The sequence below is a fragment of the Pseudomonas sp. DSP3-2-3 genome, from assembly GCF_049898225.1.
GTDB lineage: Bacteria > Pseudomonadota > Gammaproteobacteria > Pseudomonadales > Pseudomonadaceae > Aquipseudomonas.
This window is the reverse complement of sequence record NZ_JAFCXH010000001.1, coordinates 361,628-379,540: the sequence shown is the minus strand read 5'-3', so window position 1 is coordinate 379,540 and position 17,913 is coordinate 361,628. Positions and strand designations below refer to the sequence as shown.

General features: G+C 57.9%; 17 protein-coding genes and 3 pseudogenes. 11 read left to right on the top strand and 9 right to left on the bottom strand.

What is annotated here, in order from left to right:
* Positions 1–7 precede the first annotated feature (7 nt).
* Both ACP7E4_RS01795 and ACP7E4_RS01790 read right to left on the bottom strand, forming a co-directional pair.
* On the bottom strand, positions 8–979 hold the full coding sequence (locus ACP7E4_RS01795) for an N-acetylglucosamine kinase (protein WP_426111101.1): 972 nt from the start codon (positions 977–979) through the stop codon (positions 8–10).
* The gene (locus ACP7E4_RS01790; protein WP_426111099.1) at positions 976–1,776 is read right to left on the bottom strand and encodes a DeoR/GlpR family DNA-binding transcription regulator; all 801 of its coding nucleotides are present in this window, start codon (positions 1,774–1,776) and stop codon (positions 976–978) included. Before ACP7E4_RS01790 ends, ACP7E4_RS01795 begins: the two co-directional genes overlap by 4 nt.
* Before the next feature lie 132 nt (positions 1,777–1,908).
* Here ACP7E4_RS01790 and ACP7E4_RS01785 point away from each other — a divergent pair, with 132 nt between their 5' ends.
* The 7 genes from ACP7E4_RS01785 to ACP7E4_RS01755 all read left to right on the top strand — a co-directional run bounded on the left by ACP7E4_RS01785 (position 1,909) and on the right by ACP7E4_RS01755 (position 10,180).
* Positions 1,909–3,198 carry a D-tagatose-bisphosphate aldolase, class II, non-catalytic subunit gene (locus ACP7E4_RS01785; protein WP_426111097.1) on the top strand — a complete coding sequence of 430 codons (1,290 nt, stop codon included), beginning with the start codon at positions 1,909–1,911 and terminating at the stop codon, positions 3,196–3,198.
* A 194-nt stretch (positions 3,199–3,392) separates the two neighbouring features.
* Entirely contained in the window at positions 3,393–4,409 is a 1,017-nt protein-coding gene (locus ACP7E4_RS01780) for a TRAP transporter substrate-binding protein (protein WP_426111095.1), read from the top strand.
* A 70-nt stretch (positions 4,410–4,479) separates the two neighbouring features.
* The gene (locus ACP7E4_RS01775) at positions 4,480–6,423 is read left to right on the top strand and encodes a TRAP transporter large permease subunit (protein WP_426111093.1); all 1,944 of its coding nucleotides are present in this window, start codon (positions 4,480–4,482) and stop codon (positions 6,421–6,423) included.
* A gap of 9 nt (positions 6,424–6,432) precedes the next feature.
* Positions 6,433–7,476, top strand: coding sequence for a LacI family DNA-binding transcriptional regulator (locus ACP7E4_RS01770; RefSeq protein ID WP_426111091.1), 1,044 nt, complete (start codon positions 6,433–6,435; stop codon positions 7,474–7,476).
* Between the two features lie 14 nt (positions 7,477–7,490).
* Positions 7,491–8,519 (top strand): hydroxyacid dehydrogenase, encoded by a 1,029-nt coding sequence (locus ACP7E4_RS01765; RefSeq protein WP_426111089.1) that lies wholly within the window; start codon positions 7,491–7,493, stop codon positions 8,517–8,519.
* Positions 8,512–9,339, top strand: a complete 828-nt coding sequence (locus ACP7E4_RS01760; RefSeq protein ID WP_426111087.1) for an amidohydrolase family protein — start codon at positions 8,512–8,514, stop codon at positions 9,337–9,339. The genes ACP7E4_RS01765 and ACP7E4_RS01760 overlap by 8 nt, the downstream gene beginning before the upstream one ends.
* A gap of 76 nt (positions 9,340–9,415) precedes the next feature.
* Entirely contained in the window at positions 9,416–10,180 is a 765-nt protein-coding gene (locus ACP7E4_RS01755) for a hypothetical protein (protein ID WP_426111085.1), read from the top strand.
* Between the two features lie 17 nt (positions 10,181–10,197).
* Here ACP7E4_RS01755 and ACP7E4_RS01750 read toward each other — a convergent pair.
* Positions 10,198–10,431: pseudogene (locus tag ACP7E4_RS01750) on the bottom strand (nuclear transport factor 2 family protein); the annotation flags it as partial.
* A pseudogene (locus ACP7E4_RS01745) lies at positions 10,403–10,746 on the bottom strand (alkene reductase); the annotation flags it as partial. The pseudogenes ACP7E4_RS01745 and ACP7E4_RS01750, both read right to left, overlap by 29 nt.
* A gap of 242 nt (positions 10,747–10,988) precedes the next feature.
* Here ACP7E4_RS01745 and ACP7E4_RS01740 point away from each other — a divergent pair.
* Together ACP7E4_RS01740 and ACP7E4_RS01735 are read left to right on the top strand one after the other, a co-directional pair.
* Positions 10,989–12,491, top strand: coding sequence for a sensor domain-containing diguanylate cyclase (locus ACP7E4_RS01740; protein WP_426111083.1), 1,503 nt, complete (start codon positions 10,989–10,991; stop codon positions 12,489–12,491).
* Positions 12,492–12,725: 234 nt separating this feature from the next.
* On the top strand, positions 12,726–13,157 hold the full coding sequence (locus ACP7E4_RS01735) for a hypothetical protein (RefSeq protein ID WP_426111081.1): 432 nt from the start codon (positions 12,726–12,728) through the stop codon (positions 13,155–13,157).
* A 113-nt stretch (positions 13,158–13,270) separates the two neighbouring features.
* On the opposite strand, the pseudogene ACP7E4_RS01730 reads toward ACP7E4_RS01735, so the two are convergent.
* From ACP7E4_RS01730 to ACP7E4_RS01715, 4 genes and pseudogenes are all read right to left on the bottom strand, one after another.
* Positions 13,271–13,366: pseudogene (locus ACP7E4_RS01730) on the bottom strand (RidA family protein); the annotation flags it as partial.
* Between the two features lie 221 nt (positions 13,367–13,587).
* Complete coding sequence (locus ACP7E4_RS01725) at positions 13,588–13,875, bottom strand: DUF1330 domain-containing protein (protein WP_426111079.1); 288 nt, start codon at positions 13,873–13,875, stop codon at positions 13,588–13,590.
* Between the two features lie 90 nt (positions 13,876–13,965).
* Positions 13,966–15,021: an aldo/keto reductase gene (locus ACP7E4_RS01720; RefSeq protein ID WP_426111077.1), complete on the bottom strand. Its 1,056-nt coding sequence runs from the start codon at positions 15,019–15,021 to the stop codon at positions 13,966–13,968.
* A 72-nt stretch (positions 15,022–15,093) separates the two neighbouring features.
* Positions 15,094–15,690 (bottom strand): flavodoxin family protein, encoded by a 597-nt coding sequence (locus tag ACP7E4_RS01715; RefSeq protein ID WP_426111075.1) that lies wholly within the window; start codon positions 15,688–15,690, stop codon positions 15,094–15,096.
* A 111-nt stretch (positions 15,691–15,801) separates the two neighbouring features.
* Between ACP7E4_RS01715 and ACP7E4_RS01710 the strand changes: the two genes are divergently transcribed.
* Both ACP7E4_RS01710 and ACP7E4_RS01705 read left to right on the top strand, forming a co-directional pair.
* The gene (locus ACP7E4_RS01710) at positions 15,802–16,707 is read left to right on the top strand and encodes a LysR family transcriptional regulator (RefSeq protein ID WP_426111073.1); all 906 of its coding nucleotides are present in this window, start codon (positions 15,802–15,804) and stop codon (positions 16,705–16,707) included.
* A 59-nt stretch (positions 16,708–16,766) separates the two neighbouring features.
* Positions 16,767–17,162 carry a hypothetical protein gene (locus ACP7E4_RS01705; RefSeq protein ID WP_426111071.1) on the top strand — a complete coding sequence of 132 codons (396 nt, stop codon included), beginning with the start codon at positions 16,767–16,769 and terminating at the stop codon, positions 17,160–17,162.
* Positions 17,163–17,182: 20 nt separating this feature from the next.
* On the opposite strand, the gene ACP7E4_RS01700 is transcribed toward ACP7E4_RS01705, so the two are convergent.
* Positions 17,183–17,815, bottom strand: coding sequence for a hydrolase (locus tag ACP7E4_RS01700; RefSeq protein WP_426111069.1), 633 nt, complete (start codon positions 17,813–17,815; stop codon positions 17,183–17,185).
* Between the last annotated feature and the right edge of the window lie 98 nt (positions 17,816–17,913).

Here is a 17,913-nt window from a genome sequence, read left to right as displayed (position 1 = left end):
AAAACCTCTACGTCGGGAAAGGGGAGGTTGATGGCAGTGCAAGAGTGCTACGTAGGCTTAACGACAGGTGTTCTATCCAGCTGTTATCGGGGTTCCATCCCGCGTTATGTGCAGCGCGCCAAAGTGCTCCGCCAATCGGCGGCAAGCGTGGTGTGCGAGGGGCTGTGCCGAGGCGCTTGCCGACCTGGTCGATGATCGACGGATTGGCAAATACACCCCCGGCATAACTCCAGACCGGCGCGCCTTGCTGACCGATTGCGCGCCAGGCAGCGGTAACATGTTCGGCCAGGTGCCCGGCAGCGGCGTCCAACAGGGCAATGGCGGCGCTGTCACCTGCATCGGCCCAGGCCGAAACGTGCAGGGCCAGCGCAGCCACGCTGGCGCGGCGATTTGGAAGGCCGTAAACCCAGCCGGCCAGTTGCTCGGGAGTCAGGTCCAAGTGATCCAGCAAGGCTCTGGTCAGCAAATGGTGCGCGTCGCGCCCGTCCAGGGTGCGACTGGCAACGACTAACGCTTGCGCACCAATCCAGTAGGCGCTGCCCTCATCACCGAAGACGTCGCCCCAGCCACCGACGCGCACATGCTGCCCGCCAGGATCGTTGCTGCTGGCCCAGGCCATCGAGCCGGTGCCGGCCAACATCAGCACGCCTGCCGACGTCCCGGTGAACGCGCCGTCGAAGGCGATCCGCACGTCGTTTTCTACCGTCACCGGACACCGCAGCGCCTGCTGTGCAATGTCGTGCTGGACGATTGAGCATTCGCTCAGTTCGCCATGCAGCGGCAGTCCGAGTACCGCAGCCACCAGCGGCAGATCAGCGACGGGCTGCAACAGCGCGCGCAATTGAGCTTGCCAGTCGTTATTGGCAATCGGGTCGAGCCCGTTGGCCACTCCGAGCTTCAGCACCTGGCCCTGGCGATTGGCGATAGCCAAAAGTGTTTTCGAGCCCCCGCTGTCCAGGCCCAGGATGCACTCGTTCATGCCTTGAGATCCTCCACGGCAATCGTCTGGCTGGAAGCCTTCAATAGCGTGCAACCCAATTCCTTGAGCTTCGATCGCCAACTGGCTGCCAGCAGCTCATCACTGATGACCGAGAGTGAAGGGCTTAGCGGGGCCACGCGATAGGTGAGGCGCTGATCGAACTTGCTCGAATCGGCAAGCAGCAGGGTACGCCCGGCCCGTGCCAGCATCTTTTGATTCAACTGCGCTTCGCTGGCGTCGAGGCTATAAATGCAAGCGTCCGGAGCGATGGCGCCCGCACCAAGAAACAGCTGGTCGAACCACAGGTTTTCAATCATCGCTTCGGCCAGTGCGCCGACCATCGAGGCATTTTCGGCACGCAATTGCCCGCCCAGCAGAACGATGGTGATGCCCGGAGTATTCATCAGCAGCTGCGCAACGTTCAGGCAGTTGGTGAATACCGACAGTGGCAGCGGATCAAGACGCAGGCGCCGGGCGAGCTGCAATACGGTGGTGCCGGCGTCGAGAAAGATGGTCGAGCCCGGAACAATCTGCTCATAAGCCACTTCGGCGATGGCGCGTTTGGCGAATAGGTTCTGGTTTTCCCGCAGGTCGAATGCCACTTCAACGCCCGCGCTTTTGGCAATGCGGGCGCCACCGTGGGTGCGATGGATAGTGCCGTCGGCTTCCAGGCTCAGCAGATCCCGGCGAACCGTCGCCAGTGAGGCATCCGCGATATCGGCAATGGTTTGGATGGTGCTTTCACCATGGCTGTAGAGGTGCTGACAGATCAGCGAAAGTCGCTCGTCTTTGGTCACTGTTAATGCTCATTAGTGATTCATTGATTGGAAATATAGCGCTTAAAAAATCACTGTCAATCAAAAATATGATTGATCTTGATCGTTTCGTTCTCGTAAGGTTGCCTTTCAACGTCAATCGAGAGGCAGGCCATGCAGACTCATTATCTTCAGAAACTGGCGCAGGCTCACGCTCAAGGTGCGCCGTCAGGAATCACCTCGGTATGCTCGGCCCACGCGTTGGTCATCGAAGCGGCTTTACGCGAAGCGCAGGCATACTCAGGCCCGGTGTTGATCGAGGCAACCTGTAATCAGGTCAATCATGAGGGCGGATACACCGGCATGACCCCGGCGGACTTTCGCCAGTTTGTTTCCGGCATCGTCGAGCAGGTGGGTTTTGATCCTGATCGCCTGATCCTGGGGGGAGATCATCTGGGGCCAAACCCCTGGAAAGATCTGCCCGCCGATCAGGCGATGAGCAAAGCGGAGAAAATGCTGGAGGCCTACGCACGGGCAGGCTTTTCCAAGATCCATCTCGACACCAGCATGGCGTGCGCGGGTGAAACCGATCCTTTGCCGGGGTCGTTGATTGCGGAACGTGCGGCTCGCCTGGCGTCGGTGGTCGAACGTACGGTGAGTGATGCCGGCCTGCCGCTGCCGGTTTATATAGTCGGCACCGAGGTGCCGGTGCCGGGAGGCGCGCAGGAAAAGGTCGAGGACTTGCTGGTAACCACGCCTGCTGCTGCACGCGAAACACTTGAGCTGCATCGCACCGCCTTCAAAACCCTTGGCCTGGAAAGCGCCTTTGCACGGGTGGTCGGGCTAGTGGTTCAGCCCGGCGTCGAGTTCGGCAATGAAAATGTGGTGATCTACGAACCGGGAAAGGCGGGCACGCTCAGCGCCGTTTTGAAGCTGGAGCCGCAGGTGGTATTCGAGGCTCATTCCACCGATTACCAGCCAGCTTCTGCGCTGGCTCACCTGGTCCGAGATGGTTTCGCGATCCTCAAAGTTGGCCCCGGGCTGACGTTCGCTTTGCGCGAGGCGCTTTATGCGCTCGATCAAATCGCAGTCACGATGGATTTACTGCCCGAGCACCCACGATTGCATCACGTCATGGAGACGCTGATGCAGGATGAGCCGCATTACTGGGACAAGTATTACCGGGGTGATGAGCCAGCGCTGCGCTTGCAGCGACACTTCAGCTACAGCGACCGGATTCGTTATTACTGGCCGTTCGAGACCGCGACCAAGGCTGTCGACGCTTTGTTTTTGGCGTTGGGCGACAGACCCATCCCCGATACGCTGGTGAGCCAATACCTGCCGCAGCTATATCCGCAGGTGGCGAACGGTCTGGGGGATACCTCGGCGAAGGGATTGATGATGGCTGCGATAGCCCAGGTTTTAAAACACTACCGCGCGGCCTGCGGGACGACAGGTCTTTAACCCAGCGGCAGCGTCGCAATCGGGGTCAGGGATGACCCTTACTCAATCCGTGTGAAGACCGCCGCGTTCGAGCAATTCCTCCCCGTCGCCTGAAAATAAAATTATTGGTTGAAAAAATCCGCATGAGGACTACTCTCTGTAAAACGATTTAGTAAAACGTTTTACTAAAAACAACAAAAACCATCGAGAACACTATGAATCTGACCCGCCGTCGTTTCGTTCAGTCTGCAGCCCTGGGCGCTGCCGCTTTGTCTCTGCCAACCTTCAGCCGCGCAGCAACCCCCGTGCTGCGACTGTCTTCCACCATGCCGTCCGATCAGAACTCGGCGCATTTTCTGTTTTACCAACGCTTTGCCGAGAACCTTCAACAAGCCTTGGGCGACAAAGTGCGCATCGATTTTTTTGCCAACGGTCAGTTGGGCAAGGAAGCGGACGTGGTGCAGCAGGTGCGCCTGGGATCGATCGACATGATGGTCACCGGCAGCTCGATCTGGGCCACGGCGCTGCCCGAACTGGCACTGCTCGACCTGGGTTTCCTGTTCGACAGCTATGCCCATGTGGCCAAGGCAGTGGATAACGGCGTCGGCGATATCTACAACAAATTGCTGCAGGAGCGGACCGGTTGTTCGGTGATTGGCTGGGGCTCGCATTTCAGCGCGCGCAGTGTCTACACCAAGCCGCCGATCAAGGATCTGGCAGCCATGAAGAACGTCAAGCTGCGGGTATTGCCGACTCAGGCGTTTATCGAGACATTCAAGCTGCTGGGCGCCATTCCCACCCCGATTGCGTTCAACGAGGTCTATACAGCGGTGCAAACGGGCGTTGTGGAAGGTTTCGAACACGATGCCGCCAGCGTGCTGGCCAACAAACTCGATGAAGTCGTGCGCAACTGCTGGCAAACCAATCACCTGTTCAGCCCGTGCATTGCCGTGATCGGCAAGCGTGGTCTGGCCAAGATTCCTGCGGACCTGCAGCCAGCGTTTATCGCCGCTGCCCGGGACGCCAGTATCCACCAGCGCGAAACCGCGAAAATCAAGGGTGTTGAAGCGGTTGCCGCCCTGGCGAAGGCGGGCATGAGCTTCTTCCCGATGGCGGATAGCGAACGAGATGCCACCCGGCAGCTGATGCGGGAAAAACTCTGGGTACCGTTCACTCAAAGTAATCCGGTCACTGCCCCGGTGCTGGCCGCCATCGAAGCATCACGCGGTTGATCGCGATTCATCCAGGGTGCCGCGACTTCAATTGCGCAGCTATCGACAATAACAATCAGAGATACCCGTGATGAACCCATCCTTGAGCGTAACCGCTGCCGCGGATCAACCTGGACCCGAAAGCCCGCCAGACGCTGCGGGCCTGCTCGTACCCACTCAGGAGTGGGGATTCAACAACCAGGCGGTCAGCGGTCGGCTGCTCGCCACGCTGTGTACCTTCACCGAACGGCTGTGCGCGGTGGTGTTGGCCGTGGACGTGGCCGTGGTGTTCGCCTCGGTGATCCTGCGTTATTTCGTTCACCAGCCGGTGGATTGGGCGGAGGAGGTCGCACGGGGCCTGATGGTCATGCTGGTATTCCTTGGCGGTGCCACGGTGCTCGCCCGGGGCAAGCACGTGCATGTCGATTTCTTTCGCGCCTTGTTGCCGGCTGGCTGGCAGCAAGTGGCGCTGCAGATCGGCGGCTGGGCGGTCGCGGGAACAGCCGCGGGACTGGCATTCTCTTCCTGGCTGCTGCTTGAGGACTCGGCCAATGTTTCGACGCCGATGGGGCTTCCGCAATGGCTGAATGTGTTGCCGGTGTTCGTCGGCGCGCTGCTGATGACCGTCGTCGGCGTTGCCAACGCGGTCAATGGCGCAACGCGCAGCACCTGGCTGAGCCTGCTGGGGTGCATCGTCGTCAGCGCCGCAGTCTGGGGCTGGAACACCCGGTTTGAGGCCTTCGCCCTGCAACCCTGGACACTGCTGCTGTTGGGCTTCGTCGGCGGATTGCTGGTCGGCGTGCCCATCGCCTTTGTACTCGCCATGTGTGCGCTGCTGTATTTCATGGGCGACCCGTCGTTGCCGATGGTCATCTACTCCCAGCAAGTCATGGCGGGCATGGATCACTTCGTGTTGCTGGCCATTCCGTTCTTCGTCCTGGCGGGTCTGGTGATGGAGGTCAACGGCATGTCCGCACGCCTGATCGAGTTGCTGGTCAGGGTATTCGGACGCGTGCGCGGCTCGATGAACCTGATCACCATTCTGGCGACGGCGTTCTTCTCCGGCGTGTCCGGCTCGAAGCTGGCGGATATCGCCGCTGTGGGCGGCATCGTTGTCCCCGCCGTGCGCCGCACGCGTCAGGACCCGAACGAAACCGCAGCAGTCCTGGCGGCCTCCGGGGTGATGGCGGAAACCATTCCGCCGTGCATCAACATGATCATCATGGGCTTTGTCGCGAACATCTCCATCGGCGGCCTGTTTCTGGCGGGGATCGTGCCGGCCGTGGTGTTGGCCATGGGTCTGGCGACCCTGGCGGTGATCTTCGGGCGCAAGGTCGATCCCAACGAAGCGTTTCCCCTGCGTACCCCGTTGCTACGGCTGATGGGCGGTGCGCTGGTGGCGCTGATCATGGTGGCGATGATCGGCAAGGGCGTGACGTCCGGTGTCGCGACTTCCACCGAAGTGTCGGCGTTTGCCGTGGTCTACGCGCTGCTGGTCGGTGGTGTGACCTTCCGCGAACTGACACCTCGCGCAATTGCCGCGCTGTTCGTGCGTTCGGCAGCGATGGCCGCCGGCATCCTGTTCATCATTGCCGCTGCCTCCAGCGTGGCCTTCGCGCTGACGATCCTGCAAATACCGGCGATCATCTCCGATTTCATGCTCGCCCTGGCGCATGACTATGGTCCGCTGGCGTTTCTCTTCGCGTCGGTCATCATCATGGTGGTTTTTGGTGCGGTGCTCGAAGGTGCGCCGGCGCTGATCATTTTCGGCCCTCTGTTGGTGCCAATTGCGGTTCAGGTGGGTATTCATCCGCTGCACTTCGGTACCGTGTCAGTGATTGCCATGGGCCTGGGACTGTTTTCGCCGCCTTTCGGTCTGGGCCTGTTCGCCACCTGCGCGATGACCGGCACCAAGGTCGAGGACGTGTCGCGACGTATGCTCAAGTACTTGCTGTTGTTGGCGATGATGTTGGTTCTGATTGTTCTGGTGCCCTCGATTTCGTTGTGGCTGCCACGCACTTTTAATATGGGTTAAGGCAAAAAGATGGCAACGATTCACGATGTAGCAGCCCTTGCAGGCGTATCGGTCAGCTCAGTGTCCAACGTCCTGAGCGGACGAACCGACAAGCTGGGTGCAGAGACCTATCGCCGGGTAGAGGAGGCGATCAGCACACTGAATTATCGGCCCAACCGGGCGGCGCGACAGCTCAAGACCGGGCATACACCGATGCTTGGCCTGCTGGTTCCGTCTACCGCCAACCCCATGTACGGGCAATTGGCCCTGAAAATCGAGGCCGCCGCGCAGGAGCGTTATGGCTACCGCCTGTTGTTGGCCAATACCCATCGGGATAAGCAGCACGAAGCACGGATGTTCGAAGATTTGCTTTCGTTTGGTGTGCAGTCGGTGATCGTGGTCTCGTCGATGGATGACGAGCGCCACCTTGAAGATGCGGTTTCTCGCGGGCTGGCGGTGGTCAGCTATGACCGCAGCATTGACCCGGCAGAGCATTCCCAGGTCGACCACATGTCGCCGGATAACTTTCAGGCGGGTTATGTCGCCGCAGATCATTTGATCGCCCATGGGCATTCGCGCCTGGCATTTCTGGTTCCAGGCGGCAAAACCGTGAGTCGCTCGAACAAAATTGCCGGGTTTTTCAAACGGGTCGCGGAGGCTGGATTGCAGGACAGCAGCCAAGTGATCGAAGGCCAGGTGGCGGAGATTTTCGGCGACTCCGAACTGGCCAGCCTGGGTTTTGCCATGGCCAGCCAGATCCAGGCCATGCGCCCGATGCCCACCGGCATTGTCACGGTCAACGACCTGCTCGCCATCGGCCTGATGTCTGGCTTGCATCAGGCCGGCCTGCGCGTACCTCAGGATATTTCGGTGGTGGGCATGGACGGCTTGTCCATCGCGGCGTTTACCAACCCCGGCCTGACCTCGGTGGCGATGCCGCTTGATGCAATGGCCGATGCCATGGTGCAACGCGTGGTGGAGCGCTCCCGGCAGATGGAGCAAACCCCGGTCAACCTGATTTTCCAACCCGACCTGGTGTGCCGGCAGTCGGTAGCCGCTCCGGCAAATTCGTAAAGGGACGCAATGACATGACCAAGATATTCCTGACGCACTCACCTCAAACGCTGGAAAACTATTACAGCAAGCGCGCACTTGACCAATTGCGCGAGTGCGCCACGGTCAAGCTCAATACGTCGCGTCATCTGTTGCAAATTGATGAGTTGGTCGAGGCGGCGCAAGGTTGCCAGATCATTGTTTCCAGTCGCGAGACGGCTGCACCGGCGCAGTTGTTCGAACAACTGCCAGGCCTGGCGGCGTTTTGCCGGGTGGCGGTGGATATCCGCAACATCGACGTCGAGGCCGCGAGTGCCCATGGCGTGCTGGTGACCCGCGCCACCCCCGGTTTCGACACATCCGTGAGTGAATGGGTGATGGGCGTGATGATCGATCTGAGTCGCGGCATCAGTCGCGCCGCTGCTGGCTACTGGCAGGGCAAGATCCCGGCAGTCATCATGGGCCGGGAATTGCGAGGCTCCACCTTGGGCATCGTCGGCTACGGTTTCATCGGCCAGAAACTCGCAACCATGGCGCGCGCTTTCGACATGAATGTGCAGGTCTGCGATCCGTTTGTCTCAGCTCACGAACCGGGGATCAGACAGGCATCGTTCGAAGAAGTGATCGCAGCGTCGGACTACGTAGTCTGCCTGGCGCCAGCTACCCCTGAAACCGCGAATTTGTTCGGGCGCAGAGCATTCCACGCCATGCAATCCCACGCGTTTTTCATCAATGCATCCCGTGGCGAACTCGTCGATGAGCAAGCGCTGGTCGCTGCCCTCGACGAGCAGATTATTGCCGGTTGCGCGCTGGATGTTGGACGCGCCGAGGATCAGATGCCCACACCTGCAATCGCTGCCCACCCGAAAGTCATCGCCAACCCGCACATCGGCGGCCTGACCCCCCAGGCCAGCGAACATCAGGCAATGGACACCGTTCGCCAGGTCCAGGCCCTGCTGGCCGGCAAAGTCCCTGCCGGTGCAGTCAACCTCGAACATGCCAGTCGAGCTTCGCGTCTGTTTGGCGTGAATAGCAACCCAAGCGTGGAGCTGTCCCATGAGTGAAACGTCTTTGAATCCGATGCCGGGCGCTTGCGATTGCCACGTGCATATCTACGAACCCGAACGTTTCCCCCTGACGCAACGCATCGCCCGCGCGAGCTGGAGTGATTACCAGCACGTGCAGCGGCGTCTCGGTCTGCAGCGTGCGTTACTGGTTCAGGCCAACGGTTACGGTTTCGATATGGGTTGCCTGCTTGATGCCTTGGCGCAAGCAGGGGACGCTGCGCGGGCAATCGCTGTCATTGCGCCAGATACCAGCGACGAAACCTTGTCCAGGCTCCATAGCGCAGGGGTTCGCGGCGTGCGCTTCATGCTGATTCCAGGTGCTCAGGGCGCCTTGGGTTGGGACGAGCTGGAACCGATATCCGCGCGGATTGCCGAGCTGGGTTGGGTGATCAATCTTCAGGTCGACGGTCGACAATTGCCCGACTTCGAGGCGCGTATCCGCGCCTTGCCAAGCCTGGTGAGCATCGACCACACCGGCAAGTTTCTGGAGCCGGTCGGCATTGATCACCCAGGCTTCAAAAGTCTGTTGTGCCTGTTGGATTCGGGCAAGGTCTGGGTCAAAGTGTCCGCACCCTACGAGACGTCGAAGTCAGGGCCACCCCATTACCAAGATGTGAGCGTGCTGGCACGTACGTTGGTGCAGGCGTTTCCTGAGCGCTGTCTTTGGGCAAGTAATTGGCCACATCCGGGCCGCAGCCCCGCGCCCGATGACATGGCCATGCTGGATTTGCTCAGCGAGTGGGCGCTTGATGACAACGTTCGACGCCGGATTCTGGTGGACAATCCAGCCCGGTTGTATGGATTCAAACCGGTATAGCCAACCAATTCGTCAGGCAAACAGCGCTTGAAAGCTATAGGCTCGTCCAGACCTATAGCTTTTGACGTATCTCTGCATGACTGCCTTCTACCTCAAGTTATTCATCACGCCTGCGCTGATGCTGGCCATCTCGCTGGCTGCCAAACGCTGGGGCACGCAAATCGGTGGGCTTCTGTCGGGACTGCCCATCACCTCGGCGCTGGTCATGCTGTTTCTCAGCCTTGAGCAGGGCGCGGGATTCGCGTCGGCGGCAGTGCCTGGCGCCTTGGCCGGGTTGGCTGCGGTCCAGGCGACCTATTTGTTTTACCTCCTGGTGACCGTAAGAGTTTCGGCCTTGACTGGATGCATTTCAGCCTTGGCGCTTTACGGCGCAACTGCCTTGTTGATGAGTCGTCTGGGATCGCTGGCACTGTCCGTCATTGCAACGCTGCTCCTGGTTACCCTGATAATCGTTGTCACCTCGAAACAAGCGCGGACCAGCGCAGCGCCCTATGTCCCGGTGCCACGTTGGGTCATCCCGATGCGCATGTTGACGGCCACACTGCTGCTTCTGGCGATTACCGCAAGCGCAAAGTGGCTCGGACCGGTATTCAGCGGGCTGCTGGCCCCCATCCCGGTGATCGCCTGGCCGCTTGCGGTATTCGCCCATGTTCAGGGCGGGCGCCACGAATTGAGTGCAATAGTACGAGGCAACGCCATTGGTGCTGTTGGCGTAGTGGGGTTTTACCTGACCCTCAAAAACTCAATCCTGCAGTGGGGGGCGGTTCCGTCCATCGCTACCGCCGTCGTGCTGGCTGTCGTGGCAACCTTTGTGTTGGCCAGAGTGTTGGCTAGACGGTAGCGAACTACCCTTGTCAGTCAGCCTTCGAATTGGTGGTAAACCTTCGCAATGACTTTCCAGGTGCCGTCGATCTTGATCAGCGTCAGGTAGTCGTTGTAGTCGGCACCGATAGCGTCCTGTTCCATATCAATCCGCACCACTGCGGTGGTTGGAGTGATTGCGAGGATGTCCAGACGGGTTTTGATGTCTGGCGCCTTGCCATTGGTTTCTACAAACTTGTAGAGATTGCTGATCGGTCCACCCAGCATCCGGAGTAACCGGCGACAGGCGAATCTCCTCTCGATCATTGCTCCAGATATCCACACGATGGCCTGGGTCACTTCCAGTGTCAGGCGGGCGCGCTTCTCTATTGAGCCGCCGTACTGGTCGGTACGCTGATTGGTTGAGTCGCGCAGAAATTGGTCCAGCAGATAACTATTGGCCGAGTGGACTTCAACACCCTCAAAACCGGCCCGCCTGGCGTTCCTGGCTGCACGTTTGTACTGCTCGATGATGCCGGGGATTTCGGCAGTTTCCAGGGCGCGCGGCATGGAAACGGGTACGAAGCCTTCGACTGTGTAGGTGTGCGGCGCATTTATTACGCCATGGGGGAGGCAGCCCGCGTTTTCGCCGTGGTGCAGTAAGAAGTGTCGTGCTTGCGGACCTGTACCGCCATCGAACTGAGTCGACCACAGTCGCAACCGACGTAGGTAACCCATGTATGCTTGGGCCGCAATAAACAACGTAGTATGCTCGCGCGCTCATCTGGCTGCGGTTGGGTACCGGGCTCGGTTCAACTTGGATGTAGAACTTTCCGTTAGGTGCGCACTTGAAAAGCGGTATTCGTCTTGCTGTCATTCTTGTTTTTGTTGTCTGTTTCTCCTTGGCGTTACTGACGGCGTGGACGGTATGGGCGTCCAGGGAACGCGCGCTTGATGAGGTCAAACTCAATAGCCTTAACCTGACCCAGGCGTTGGATACCTACTCAGAGAGCGTCATCAAACAGAGTTCCATGTTATTGCTTGGCTTGGTCGAGCGTCTGGAGAACGAAAAGATTGACGTGGCGCAAATCGAACGCATTCGCAAGTTGGTCGGCGAACAACAATATCTGCTAGCCCAAGTTAATGGCATCACCATTTACGGCCAGAAGGGCGAATGGCTGATGGCATCCAGCGGTGAAATAAAGGGACCGTTTGCCAATAGCGGTGATCGGGCGTTTTTCATCCATCATCAAAACGACCCTTCAAGGGAGGCTTTTATCGGTCCGCCCATTCGCAGTCGCTCTACGCACAACTGGGTAATTACTGTCAGCAGACGCATTGACAATCGACAAGGTCAGTTTGCAGGCGTAGTGGCGGTCACTTTGGGGATCAGGAACTTCCTGGATTTATTCGGAAAAATCGATGTAGGACAGGACGGTGCCATCGGGTTGACGTATACGGATGGTCAGATGCTGGTGCGTTATCCATTTAGAGAGCAGGACATGGAGCGAAACTTCTCCTCCTCGCCGATTTATACGCAGTACCTGGTTGATCGTTCAGTCGGAACTGCATCTTATGTCTCCAGCCTCGATGGCGTAGAGCGACTCTATGCATTCCGTCGAAATGAGAGCCTACCGCTGGTGACGACTGTGGCAATCGGAAAGAGCGAGGCACTGACCGCATGGCGGAGCGAGTCTGTACTTTCAGCTGGAGTGGTTTTGGGCTTGCTGTTTACTGTAAGCGGCATCGGTTGGCTCTTGATTAAAGATATTAAACGCAGGATCGAAGCTGAAGCTGATTTGACAGATGCCCGTGAGGCGCTTCTTGAAATCAACGAACAACTTAAAGTGCTTGCTTCCAGCGATCAACTGACAGGCATCGCCAACCGCAGAACCTTTGACGAAACGCTGACCTCCGAAACCAGTCGCGCTCACCGTCACGCAAGTATGCTTGCGCTTTTGATGATTGATATCGATCATTTCAAACTTTTCAATGATACCTATGGGCATGTCGCCGGTGATGAGTGCATCAAGGCGGTAAGCCAGGCAATCAGATGTTGCCTGAAGCGTCCTTCGGATTTCGTCGCGCGTTATGGCGGCGAAGAACTGGCTGTCATCCTGCCAAACACTGATCTTTCAGGCGCCATTACTGTTGCAGAGCATATTCTGCAGACTCTTATGGCACTAAACATCCCACATGCTAAAAGCCAGTTCGAAAGGATTACGGCCAGTATTGGTGTAGCGGTCAGGCCGGGAACACAGCTCCTGGGCCGACAACTGGAATTGATCGAAGCCGCAGACCAGGCCCTGTATAGAGCGAAGGCAGCTGGCCGTAATTGTTTGATGGGTTGATGGGTTGATGGCTGACGCTGAAATCTCACCTATGTTATTCAACGCACCTCCCGTGAAACCCGATTTTTTCCCGCTGGAGCGGTTTCGCCTATCAGGACATTGCAGCTGCGAGGCGCAATAAAAGTTTAGGGCCTGGCTGCTCATTAGCCGAGGATGTCTACAATCCCGGGTAAATGGCGATGCGAGTCGCTTCCGGGGCGCACCGGTATCGGGTATCCAGGGAAGGAGAAATACGTGGCTGATGAATACAATCTGGCACTGATCGTCAGTGCAGCGTTTAGCGCCGGGGCTGCCGTTTTACATGTAGGGGTTGTCATTGCGGGGCCTGCCGGATACCGGCTTGCCGGCGCGGGAAAACGCTTCATTCGCGCAGCGGAGGCGGGTAGAGCATTTCCGGCAATAATCACGATTGCAATCGCGCTGGTCCTGATGGTCTGGGCGGTCTACGCCTTGTCTGGCGCGGCAGTCATCAGCCCGTTACCGCTGCTGCGCCCAGCGCTGAGTGTTATCACACTCATTTACCTGCTACGCGGTTTCGCCGGGCCTGTGCTCTTGAAAAACACCGGCAGAAGCACCCGATTCATTGTGATCAGCTCGGCAGTCTGCATAGGTTTTGGTCTCGCCCATCTTGTCGGTCTGGTTCAGACGTGGGAGCGACTGGCCTGATCAAGCCCCACCGTGCGGCCCTTGGGATAACAATACGACGCAGTAGTCGATGCTATGCAGCGCGATTGGACCCTCTGCAGGACCCACCTTCCATAGGAGGCTAATCTCAAAACCTATCGCTGCACTGCAATGCACTTGATCTCCACAAGCAGTCCCGGCCTGGCGAGCTTACTGACGCCTATACATGTCCACGCACAGGTGTCCCTGGGACACGGATAAGTTTCCACGCCGCGAACTCTCAGGTATCGGTGTAAGCAGGGATAAAAAATGACCTCGGCAGAATCAGGGGGCAAAGCGGCGCCGAGGCCATGGAAACCTTAGCTATAAAGGGGCTGTCGAGAAGATTCAGCACTTTAATACTCTTGAACGCCAGTAACAGATCGTTGCTAACCTTGATGTTTGCGCTTTTCGGTGCGCCTGTTGGACGAAGTCAAAAAGCCCCTTCGAGAATGACAAACGTTCCAGTCGCAGCATCAACGCGTAGCGCCTTTGCCGCTTGGTATTCCGGGCTTTGATAGAAACGCTTGGCGTCAGCAAACGAGTCGAACTCGAATATCACATGCCGTTCATGGGCTTCACCTTCAAGGTTTTCATATTGTCCCCCGGCAATGACCGTCGGATTGAAAGGTCGCATTGCTTCGCCTGCGGCTTTTGCATAGGCGGCGTAGGCAGCGGCATCCGAAATGCTCACGTGCCCGATCAGATATCCTTTTGGCATGCCTGTCTCTCTTCATTGGGTATGTTCAACTCAACGCAGAGCGGTTATTACAGCCGCCTGCGGCACAGGTATTGATATGTGGCACATGCTTTACTTCGACGCCGCTGGCGTGAAAGGTACTGGGTGTCTGCTGGCATCTTGGTGAGCAACCATCCAACCCGGATAGTGAGGGGGCAAAGCACTCAACGCATCGAGACGCGCCAGCTCCTCGTCGGTAAGAACGACATTGACCGCACCCAGGTTATCTGCGAGTTGGTCAATCCTTTTGGCACCAATGATGACGCTGGTAACATGGGGTTTGGCGAGTAACCAGGCGAGCGCCACTCTAGCGACGGAGATACCGCGCGCGTCGCCAATGGCGCGCATTTCTGCGACGCAGGGCCAGGCCTGATTCAAATCAACGGGTGGAAAGTCGAAATGACTGCGCCTCGAACCTTCTTCGGTCGATGCTCCGGGACCGAACTTCCCCGAGAGCAATCCACCCGCGAGAGGCGACCAGACGAGTAACCCCATCTCCTCTTCGATAACGAGTGGCACCAATTCGCGCTCCACGTCACGTCCGGCAATCGAGTAATAGGCCTGGAGTGTCTCAAAGCGCGTGGCATTGAGTGCTGCGCTCAGCCCTAGCGCTTTGCCGATCTTGCCCGCGTGCCAATTCGAAACACCGACATAACGGACCAGCCCTTGGCGCGTCAGGTCATCCAATGCCCGCAGCGTTTCTTCAATTGGGGTCACAGGATCGCTGGCGTGGATCTGATAAAGGTCGATATGATCGACCTGAAGGCGTTCCAGGCTACGTTGCACAGAATCCATGATATGACCGCGTGATGCCCCTTGATCGTTGGGTTTCGAGCTAGCTACGCCACCTGTTTTGGTCGCCAGCACGACCTCGCTGCGTGGTACGCCGATGTCTTTCAATGCCTGGCCAAGGATGCGCTCAGACTGGCCGAAAGAATAAATGTCGGCGGTGTCGATGAAATTGATTCCTTGCGCCAGAGCGTGGGCGATCAAACGGTTAGCTTCGCCCTGATCAACCGCTCCGATTGCAGCCCACATACCCGCGTCCGCGTTGCCCCCCAGCGTCATCGTGCCGAGGCACAACTCGGATACATACAGGCCCGTACGGCCAAGTCGGTTGTATTTCATGACTGCTCCTTCGAGATTCGATGGACGAAACTTGGCACAGCACCGGGCCGACATCGTCGGCGCGAGTGGATTTCAGATGGCTTGCGATTTCCCGGACCGGAACTGGCCGGCAATGAGTGCGATGCGCGCACCGTACAGACGTGCTGTGTCCAGATCCCCTTGGGACATCTCTTCCGGAGAAGCATCGGCAGGTGTCTGCGCCATGGGCGCGATATAGGAGCCCATGCGGTTCAAATCGTCGCGTTGCGACGCCTTGACGTTCGCTGGCTTGATATCAAGGCCGACCCAGATTCCGGCGTGCTGCCCAGATAGCAGGAAGAAATACTCAAGAGTGTTGAGTTTGTCGCCGTTGATGCTCGCGCTGTTGGTAAAGCCGCCAAAAATTTTGTTTTGCCATGCGCCTCCGAACCAGGGTTTGGAAGAGGCATCCGCGAATTTCTTAAACTGCCAGCTAGGGCCGCCCATGTATGTCGGCGAGCCGAAGACGATTGCATCTGCGTCAGCGAGGGTTTGCCAGGCATCATCGGAAATATTGCCCTCGGGGTCGATTGCAACCAATACAGCACAGGTTCCTGCGCCTTCGGCGACTGCGGCCGCCATGCGCGCTGTGTGGCCATAGCCGGAGTGAAAAACGATGACAGTTTGGATAGGCATAGAAGTTGAGTTCATGAGTGCTCCCTTGTGTGATCAGTTCCGGACGACATGGGAGCTACTCTACTGAGTACCAAACGCGCTATAAACTATGCAATTCTGAACGCTCTGTTATCTATATGGTGAACAATGCCAAATCTCCAGGCCCTTTTGATTTTTGCCCGCGTTGCGGAAATGATGAGTTTCACGCGTGCCGCTGAAAGCCTGGGGATTCAAAAAGGGCGAGTGTCGACGGTGATTCGCGTGCTTGAGCAAGAGGTGGGCGCTACCCTCCTGCACAGGACGACGCGCAGCGTGCAACTGACTGAGGACGGACGCGCTTTCTATTCGCGTGCACTCGATCTGCTCGCTGAAGCTCAAGACGTGCACTCAATGTTCATGAACAACAGCGCACCTTTGAGGGGGAGACTGCGTGTTGATATGCCGACTGAGTTGGCAAAGACCGTCGTGATTCCCGCTCTGCCGCAACTCCTTAAGGCCAATCCGAATCTGGAGCTGGAACTATCAAGCACAGATCGTCGGGTCGATCTTGTTCAGGAAGGGTTCGATTGCGTGATTCGTCTCGGGCCGATCATGGACGACACGCTTATTGCCCACTCGCTTGGCAAGTTGCGCATGATTAACGCGGCGAGCCCCGACTATTTAGCGCAGTGCGGCATACCGAAAACACTTAACGATCTGCTCAGCCAAGGTCATCAGATGGTTCATTACGCGCCAACACTTGGCACCCGACTAGCTGGATGGGAATATCCGGAGGGTGATGGTTATGCATCTGTTGCTCTGCCAAGCGCTGTGCAGGTCAATAATGTGCAGACCTATCATGCTGCGGGGCTGGCGGGAATCGGACTGATCCAGGCTGGGTATCTGGCGCTCGCGAACCACATCAAAAAAGGCGATTTGGTGGAAATTCTGCCCGATCTACGACCCGAGCCCCTCGCTGCGTCACTCGTAGTCGCGCATCGGCGTAATCTTTCCCGGCGCGTCCGAGCCTTCATGGCCTGGATTGAGGATGTCCTGGAACCCTATTTTGATTAGCTGCTTGAGTGGGGGCCATAGGATCTAGTCATTAGTCTCACTGCGGCTGCTGGTAAGCCGTGCTCGCGATGCGCTTACGGAAAAACATTACTTCGTCGGGTGGTCGTCGGATCAACGATCGCTTTTGGCCGATTCTGTTGAAAAAGTCGGCCATGGTTTCCACGGTAGAAAAGTACGCGTTTGAGATTGAAATCTTTACATTGAGCAGAGGATTCCGGGCTCAGATTTCGCGTAGCGGCGCGCAAAAAAGGCGTTTTCAGCGGTCAGTATTCGGGCAGTCTGGAAGAACCGACTTTTTCAACAGCATCGGCCAAAAATGGTTAGTCGCTCTAGTATCCCTCGGTGGCTATCTCGCCCAGCTCGAACTCGCCAGGTATACAAGCCCAAGGCTGGAAAGCGCACGCCTTGCTGCAATGACGGTGACGGTCGCATTGACTGTCACCTTCATTCGTTAGCGAGGCCGGGGCCTCTTTTCCTATTTAGATAACGTTTTTTCGGCGTTGAAGCCGTCGAAGTTATCGAACACGCCCATGAAACCCGGAACGCTGGCTTCACGCGCCCAGTCGCGCTGCAGTTCGCAGTACATCTGTACGCGGCTGATCAGCTTCGCACCCGCCTGCTCCATGCGGCGCAATGCTGCTTCGTGCGCGGCAACGGAGGTTCCACCGACCGCATCGACCGGAATATAGACCTCATAGCCTTCTTGGATCGCGTCGAGTACCGGGAAGGCCAAGCAGGCTTCGGTCCACAGCGCGGTCATGATCAGTTTGCGGCGCCCGCAAGCTTTAACCGCCTGCTTGAATTCGCTGTCCTCCCAGCTATTGATGGAGGTGCGGTCGTAGGTAGGCAAGTGGCCGAGCACGTCTTGCAGTTGCTCAATAGGCGGCTTGTTGCGACCGGTGCCGACGTTGACGGTCGAGTGGATGATGGGGAGATTGAAGTTAACCGCCGCTTTGGCGACGCTTGTGATGTTGAACACCAGCTCCTCGCGCGGCATCGAGCGGATCGAGGAGACCTGGACCGGCTGGTAGTCGATGATGATAAACGCCGAGTTATCGGGCGTCAGGAGTTGGTCGGTGTGGGGGTTACGGATCGTTTCGCTCGTCATAGCAAGTCCTCGTTATGGATGTGATCCACGCGTGCGCTGGGATGGATATCGCACTCGCTCAGGCGACGATCACGAACCTGACACTGCTGCGAGTAAGG